The organism is Actinomyces sp. ICM58 (assembly GCF_000283035.1).
GTDB lineage: Bacteria > Actinomycetota > Actinomycetes > Actinomycetales > Actinomycetaceae > Pauljensenia.
This window is the reverse complement of sequence record NZ_ALIY01000235.1, coordinates 1-6,377: the sequence shown is the minus strand read 5'-3', so window position 1 is coordinate 6,377 and position 6,377 is coordinate 1. Positions and strand designations below refer to the sequence as shown.

Below are 6,377 nucleotides of genomic sequence, written 5' to 3'. Positions count from 1 at the left end.
GCGACAATGGAACCATGAACGCTACCGACCCCGCCGCCCGCACCGACGCCGAATGGAAGAAGCTCCTCAGCCCCATGCGCTACCACGTGCTGCGCGAGGCGGGCACCGAGCGCCCCTTCACCGGCGAGCTCCTCGACGAGGCCCGCGTCGGCACCTACTCGTGTGCTGCTTGCGGCTCCACACTCTTTGACTCCGACACGAAGTTCGACTCCTCCTGCGGCTGGCCCTCCTTCTTCCAGACCCACGACGGCGCCACGACCGAGCACGTCGACACCAGCCACGGCATGACCCGAACCGAGGTGCGCTGCGCGACCTGCGGCTCCCACCTCGGCCACGTCTTTCCCGACGCGCCCGGCCAGCCCACCGGCCTGCGCTACTGCATGAACTCGGCGGCGCTCACCTTCGCGCCCGCCCAGTGAACGAGCCCGCCCAGCGCCGAGGAGGGCACGCAACCCCGGCCTCGTCCAGTGCCGGGCCGCGAAGCGCCGCCGCGCCGAAGCGCCCGGCAGGTCGCGCCTCTGTCGCCGACCGCATCCCGCCCCAGCTCTACATCGTCGGTTCGGGCCTCATCCAGTACGTGGGCGCGGCGCTCGCAGTCGTCGCCTTCGCATCCGTCGAACCCGCGTCCGTCGCCTGGTGGCGCGTGGTCACCGGCGCGGTCGTCCTCCTCGCGTGGAAGCGCCCCTGGCGCGGCGGCCTGACTCGCTCGGACCTGGCGATCTCCGCGCTCTTCGGGGTCATCATCCTGACGATGAACTCGTCGTTCTACGAGGCCATCGCGCGCATTCCCCTGGGCACAGCCGTCTCCATCGAGTTCATTGGCCCGGTCGCCGTCGCCGTCATCCGAGGCCGAGGCTGGCGCCCGCGCGTCGCCGCCGTCCTCGCCTTCGCGGGAGTCGCATGCATCGGCGGACTCGCCCTCGACCTGAGCGTCGCGAGCGTGCGGGTCGGCGTCGCATGGATTCTCCTGGCCGCGCTCGCGTGGTCCGCGTACATCGTCGTGGGCCAGCGGGCCTCCTCCACTCGCGACGGGGTGACGAACCTGGCCCTCGGCTGCGCGTGGGGCTCCCTGTTTTTCGCGCCCATCCTCGGGCCGGGAGCCATGGCGGCCACGACCTCGTGGAAACTGATCGCGATCGTCGTGGGCGTGGGACTGCTCTCCACAGCCATCCCCTACAGCTTCGAGGCGATCGCGATGCGTCGCCTGGCCGCCTCCACCTTCGCCCTGTTTGCCGCGATTCTCCCGGCCACGTCCGCGCTGGTCGGAGCCGTCATGCTGCGCCAAATTCCGGGTGTCTTCGAGCTGATCGGCCTGGTCCTCGTGTCGGTCGCTGTGTGGCTCGCCTCGCGCGCGTGATCCGCGCACCGAGCGGGGTGGGCGGCGCTGTCCCAACCGATAGTCGCGACCGGGGCATGAAAGCTGGTGCCCTCTGGTGAATTCTTCGCGATGAGGCGCGCTTTCTGGATAGGTTGTGATGATCTGGATAGGTTGTGACGATCTGGATAGGTTAATAACCTATCCGGATGTGCGCGATGTATCTGTATCCAGGGCGCGGTGATCCTGTGTCCCGCGCGCTGACGCCTCGTCAGTCGAGGCTGAGCTGGTGAGGCGTGTGCTTGCCGCCGCGGGCGATCACCCAGAACGCGAACCACGCGCCGGCGGACCCGACGATCATGACGAGCACCATCGGCACGGCGCTGTCGCCGCCCGAGGTTGCCAGGGGGGCCGCGACTCCGTTAGCCAGAGACTGGAACACGCCCATGACGGACGAGGCCGTGCCCGCCTGCTCGCGCGCCTCACTCATGGCCTGCGCGCCCGAATTGCCGAAGATAAACGCGTTCGCCGTCATGATGAGCGCGAAGCCCACGCACGTCGGAATGAGTGGCAGGTCGAGTAGGAACGTCGACACTGCCAGCGTCACGACGCCGGTCGCGGCGATCGTGAGGCCCGTGATGATGAGTGTGCGCGGCGTGAAGTGTGAGATCAGGCGCACGTTGACCAGCGCGAATCCGGTCGACAGCAGCGCGTTGAACGCGAAGACCCACGCGAAAGCCATGGGGGACAGGCCCAGCGGTCCCTGCAGGACGTAGGTGGCGTTCGAGATGTAGCCGAACATGCAGAAGCTCGAGAAGGCGTTGACCAGCATGAAACCCACGAAGGGGCGGATGCGCACGACCTGGACGAGGCCGTGGAAGAACCGGGGGATACCGCCGGGGTGGCGGCGCTCCTCGGGCAGCGACTCGGGCACGACGAGCCAGGCGAGGGCCGCCATGAGTAGCGTGAACGCGGCGAGCGCCCAGAAGATGACCCTCCACGTCGAGTGCGTGATGATGAACGCGCCGAGGACCGGGGCGAGCATCGGCGCGAAGCCGACGATCGCCTGGATGAGGCTCATCGCGCGCGCCAGCATCTTGCCATGTGCGACGTCGACGAGGATCGCGCGCGCCACCGAGGAGGCGACGCCGCCGCCGAGGCCCTGGAAGACTCGGCCCACGAGGAGTACCCAGATGTTCGGCGTGAACACGCAGATCATGGAGCCGATCAGGGCGGTGATGCCGCCGGTGATGATGGGGCGGCGTCGCCCGATCTGGTCCGAGATAGCACCGCCCAGCACCTGCCCGGACGCGTAGCCCACGAAGAAGGTGGTGAGCGTGAACCCGAGCATCGTCGAGTTCGTCGCCAGGTCCGCCGTGATCTGCGGGAACGCGGCCGAGTACATGTCGGTCGCCATCGGGGGCACGGCGTTTTGTACGGCCAGCGTGATCAGCAGAACCACGGTGAGGGCCCCGCCGACGATGCCGCTGCGGTCCTGGGTGTCGTTATTCGTCATGGGGTAATTGTGCGCCCCTGGGGGAATATAAAATAGGTTCCTCGGTTGAATACTTGACGAATCTCTCACCCCCGCAGGGGCCGATATGCACACATGTGCTCAGGTGTAGTGCTCCCGCTCAGCCAACACCTCGACCGCGCTCACTCCTCGTCCGCTCGTGCCTCCAATGCGTCCGCCGCGGCCTCGATCTGGCTGCGCGACGGGCACGAGGCCGGACCGACGACCGTCGCTGACAGCGCACCCGCACAGTTGGCGAGGAGAAGCGCCCTCTCCAGGGGGATCCCCTGTGCGAGGGAGGCCGCCAGCACCCCGGAGTGCGCATCGCCAGCGCCATTCGTGTCGATTGCCTCGACGCGAGGAGTCGGGACATGGGACGCGTCCTCATGGACGGTATCCGTGGCAGCCACCGAGGGACGGGCGACATATGCGCCCGCAGCTCCCGCGCGTACCACGACGGGGCGGCCCAGCAGGCCGAACATTGCGCACGCCGCTTCGTGAGGCTCACGGCACCGGTCGCGGACGCTCGAATCCTCGCTCCGCTTCCCGATCTCCTGAGCTTCCCTGTGGTTCATCGAGATGATGACGTCGCGCGTCGGCAAGCCGTCCGGGATTCCGATGACGGGGGAGACGTCCAGCACGACGCGCACGCCCTCGGGCAGGGCGTGCAGCGCAGCCTGAGCGGCTTCCTTGTTCGCGGGGTGGTCCATGAGGTATCCGTCGACGTAGAGGACGTCCCCCGGGTTCATCGTGCGCACGAAATCAGCCCACGCGCTCGCGGGTACCATCGTCTCGGCGCCCTTGGTCGAGATGAACGTGCGCTCGCCCGTGCGGTCTGTGAACGCGATGCAGAACCCGTTGTCGATGCCTGCGACGCGAGGCCCGGCATCCGTGATCCCCTCGCGCGCCAGCGCCGCTTGGATGAGCGAGGAGTAGGGGCCCTCGCCGATCGGGCTGAGGGAGAGGGCCTCGGCCCCCATGCGCCGCGCCGCCACGAGGGCGTTGAAGCCCCCGCCCACGTGCATCCCCTCGTCGACGGCCCACACGTCGCCGCCGGGGGAGGGGAGGGCCTCGCCACGAACGGCGAGGTCCACGAGGATCTGGCCCATGAGGACAACGCGGCCTGCGGGGGAGGCAGGCGACGAGGTGGGGGCCGGCTCCTCCGGAGAAGTGACGCCGCGCGAAACCTCGGGCGTGGCATCCGAAGAGGCATCCGTGGGAGCATCCTCCTGGCGGCCGACAAGCACCTGATCGCGCAGCTCTAAGAGCTCCCCGGCGACGGAGGGAAGGCCGAGGCGGGAGACCTCCTCGACCTGAGCGAGGGCGCTGCCGTCGAAGACCCCGACCCCCGCCGCCGCGCCCAGGATCGCGCCCGCGATTGCGCCGATCGTGTCCGTGTCGCCGCCCAGATTCGCGGCATCCAGGAGGGCGCGCGGGGAGGGGTCGCGCGCGAGCAGTGCGAAGGCCATGGGAATCGCCTGCGCCGAGGCCACGGAGGAGCCGATCTGCTCGGCCAACGACTCCGGGGATGGTGACGGGGGAGTGGACGCCAGCTCCAGCGCCCGGCGCGTCGCCGCCACGACGTCTGGGTCCGGTGCCCACGCGCCGCGCTCGGGCAGCGAATCGACGTAGGACACGGCCTCCCACAGCAGCGCCCGCACATCCGAGGCGGACGACGAAGCCGCATCGATCCCCAGGGACACGGCCGCCGCCACGAGCGCAGCCGACTGGAAGCCCTGTCGTGTCGCGTGCGTGACCTGACAGGACGACCACACGGACTCGGCGAAGGCCTGCGGATCCGCCGTCGAAACCGCGATGCCGACCGGGGTCACGCGCATCGCCGCGCCATTCGTCGTTCCCGCCCCGCCCACGCTCAGCGGATCCTCGCCCGCACGCACGCGCTCGAGCGCCGCCTTCGTGGAGGGGCCCAGCAGGTCGAGCGACCCGCGCGCAATCATCGAATCCTCCCAGGCCAGCAGCGCGTGAGCGAACTCGCCCGCGTCCAGGGCCGCGTGACCCGAAGAGGAGCCCCGGCCTCGTACCAGGAGGGAAGCAATCAGCAGCGCCTGCTCCGTGTCATCCGTGACCGAACCGGCCGGCATCCCCGGCGCATAGGGCTGGGAGGCGTCACCGTCCACGAGCCCCGTGATACGTCCGTACACCGCGCGGATCTGCGCAGGCGACATCGCCTGCGTCGGCATTCCCAGCGCGTCTCCGAGCGCCAGCCCGGCCAGGGCGCCATGCGCGCGAGACAAACGAGGATCCATCCGTGCACCTCCAGCGCGGGCGCGCGCCCGCAGATAGCGTGAACGCCCCGGAACATTCCGAGGCGACCAGTAGGCCCAGGGGGACTCGAACCCCCAACCTACGGATTAAAAGTCCGCTGCTCTACCATTGAGCTATAGGCCCATGCCCACATTGTAGAAGGAAGCGGTCCCCATGGCCCAATCAAACACCCCTCGCCGCCCGGCCATGCTCGACGCCGCGCGGGCGGAAACGATCATCGGCGACGAAGATCCCGCCTCCCTTGCCGCCGTCGCGCACACCGCCGCGTGGGCGCTCATGGGCATCGGTGACGACAACTTCACGGACGAGGACGTGGCGCGCCTGCGCGACACAGTGCGCACCCGCGGCATCGACACCATCGCCCACGTGTGGTCGCGCAGCCCCGAATTCACTCTCCCCGGCGCCCTGTGGCGCGTCTACCTGCTCCACGAGTGGTACCACCGCGATCCGCTCCTGGTGGCCGAGCGCTACGCCGACGGCTCGCGCGCGCCTATCATCCAGGGGCTTGAGGCCCCCGTCGAGCTGCGTTCCCTGAGCCTCATCATGGAAGAGGTCGACTCCCTGCTGCGGGGCGACCTCACCGACGACGACCTCGAGTACGTGCTCGGCGAGGCCTCCCGCGCCATGCGTGTCCTCGCCGCCGGCGAGGCCGGGGCCCTGTGGATCGAAGACCCCACCGACCCGCTCGCCCACCGCGTCACCATGCGTCACTCCGCCCTGCTGGCAACCGCCGACGAGCTCGACGTCGCGGCCCGCGAGGCCGCCGTCGGCACGCTCGACTGAGACACGTCCACCGGCGCGGAGCCCGTCCCCCCGCCGCCCCTTCCGCCCGCTCGTCACGGCCCACGAGGCCGCCGGATTCGCGCCCGGCGCAACCCCGACCTCGTGAAGGTGGCGCGCCCATCAGGGCGCGGTCGGCGCGGGGCGACTACCCTGGACCCTATGCGCCCGATGCCAGCCCCACGCCCCCAGCGACTCGTTCGCTCCGCGGGCGCGCTCGTCTGGCGCTTCACAGACCCCGCGCGAGTCGCGCGCCCCGGCGAGCCCATCGACCCCGCGGACATCGAAGTCCTCATGGTCCACCGCCCCCGCTACCACGACTGGTCCTGGCCCAAAGGCAAGGCCGAAAACGGTGAACCCCTCCTCGCCGCCGCCGTGCGCGAAGTCGAAGAAGAGACAGGCCAGATCATCACCCTGGGCGCGCCCCTGACGACCCAGCGCTACCGGCTCGGCGGCGGGCAAACCAAGGAAGTCCACTACTGG

The 6,377-nt window shown here is 69.6% G+C and carries 6 protein-coding genes and 1 tRNA gene; 4 read left to right on the top strand and 3 right to left on the bottom strand.

What is annotated here, in order from left to right:
* Nucleotides 1–14 precede the first annotated feature (14 nt).
* A complete protein-coding gene (gene msrB, locus HMPREF1138_RS10310; protein WP_009059595.1) occupies nt 15–419 on the top strand; it encodes a peptide-methionine (R)-S-oxide reductase MsrB in 405 nt (134 codons plus the stop codon).
* A 113-nt stretch (nt 420–532) separates the two neighbouring features.
* Nucleotides 533–1,357, top strand: coding sequence for an EamA family transporter (locus HMPREF1138_RS10305; RefSeq protein WP_039937989.1), 825 nt, complete (start codon nt 533–535; stop codon nt 1,355–1,357).
* A 229-nt stretch (nt 1,358–1,586) separates the two neighbouring features.
* Here the strand turns inward: HMPREF1138_RS10305 and HMPREF1138_RS10300 are convergent, their stop codons facing one another.
* The 3 genes from HMPREF1138_RS10300 to HMPREF1138_RS10290 all read right to left on the bottom strand — a co-directional run bounded on the left by HMPREF1138_RS10300 (nt 1,587) and on the right by HMPREF1138_RS10290 (nt 5,237).
* Nucleotides 1,587–2,831, bottom strand: a complete 1,245-nt coding sequence (locus HMPREF1138_RS10300; RefSeq protein ID WP_009059590.1) for a multidrug effflux MFS transporter — start codon at nt 2,829–2,831, stop codon at nt 1,587–1,589.
* Between the two features lie 140 nt (nt 2,832–2,971).
* Nucleotides 2,972–5,095, bottom strand: a complete 2,124-nt coding sequence (locus HMPREF1138_RS10295) for a PfkB family carbohydrate kinase (RefSeq protein WP_009059597.1) — start codon at nt 5,093–5,095, stop codon at nt 2,972–2,974.
* A 70-nt stretch (nt 5,096–5,165) separates the two neighbouring features.
* Nucleotides 5,166–5,237 (bottom strand) — tRNA-Lys (locus HMPREF1138_RS10290).
* 30 nt (nt 5,238–5,267) lie between these two features.
* Here HMPREF1138_RS10290 and HMPREF1138_RS10285 point away from each other — a divergent pair.
* Together HMPREF1138_RS10285 and HMPREF1138_RS10280 are read left to right on the top strand one after the other, a co-directional pair.
* Nucleotides 5,268–5,897, top strand: a complete 630-nt coding sequence (locus tag HMPREF1138_RS10285) for a hypothetical protein (RefSeq protein ID WP_009059592.1) — start codon at nt 5,268–5,270, stop codon at nt 5,895–5,897.
* Between the two features lie 168 nt (nt 5,898–6,065).
* The coding region (locus HMPREF1138_RS10280; RefSeq protein ID WP_009059599.1) for an NUDIX hydrolase at nt 6,066–6,377 on the top strand (312 nt) is incomplete at its 3' end.

Excerpts from the sequence above, each read along its gene's own strand:
- HMPREF1138_RS10285 (WP_009059592.1), top strand. The coding sequence starts at position 5,268 with ATGGCCCAATCAAACACCCCTCGCCGCCCGGCCATGCTCGACGCCGCG.
- msrB (WP_009059595.1), top strand. The coding sequence starts at position 15 with ATGAACGCTACCGACCCCGCCGCCCGCACCGACGCCGAATGGAAGAAG.
- HMPREF1138_RS10300 (WP_009059590.1), bottom strand. The coding sequence starts at position 2,831 with ATGACGAATAACGACACCCAGGACCGCAGCGGCATCGTCGGCGGGGCC.
- HMPREF1138_RS10295 (WP_009059597.1), bottom strand. The coding sequence starts at position 5,095 with ATGGATCCTCGTTTGTCTCGCGCGCATGGCGCCCTGGCCGGGCTGGCG.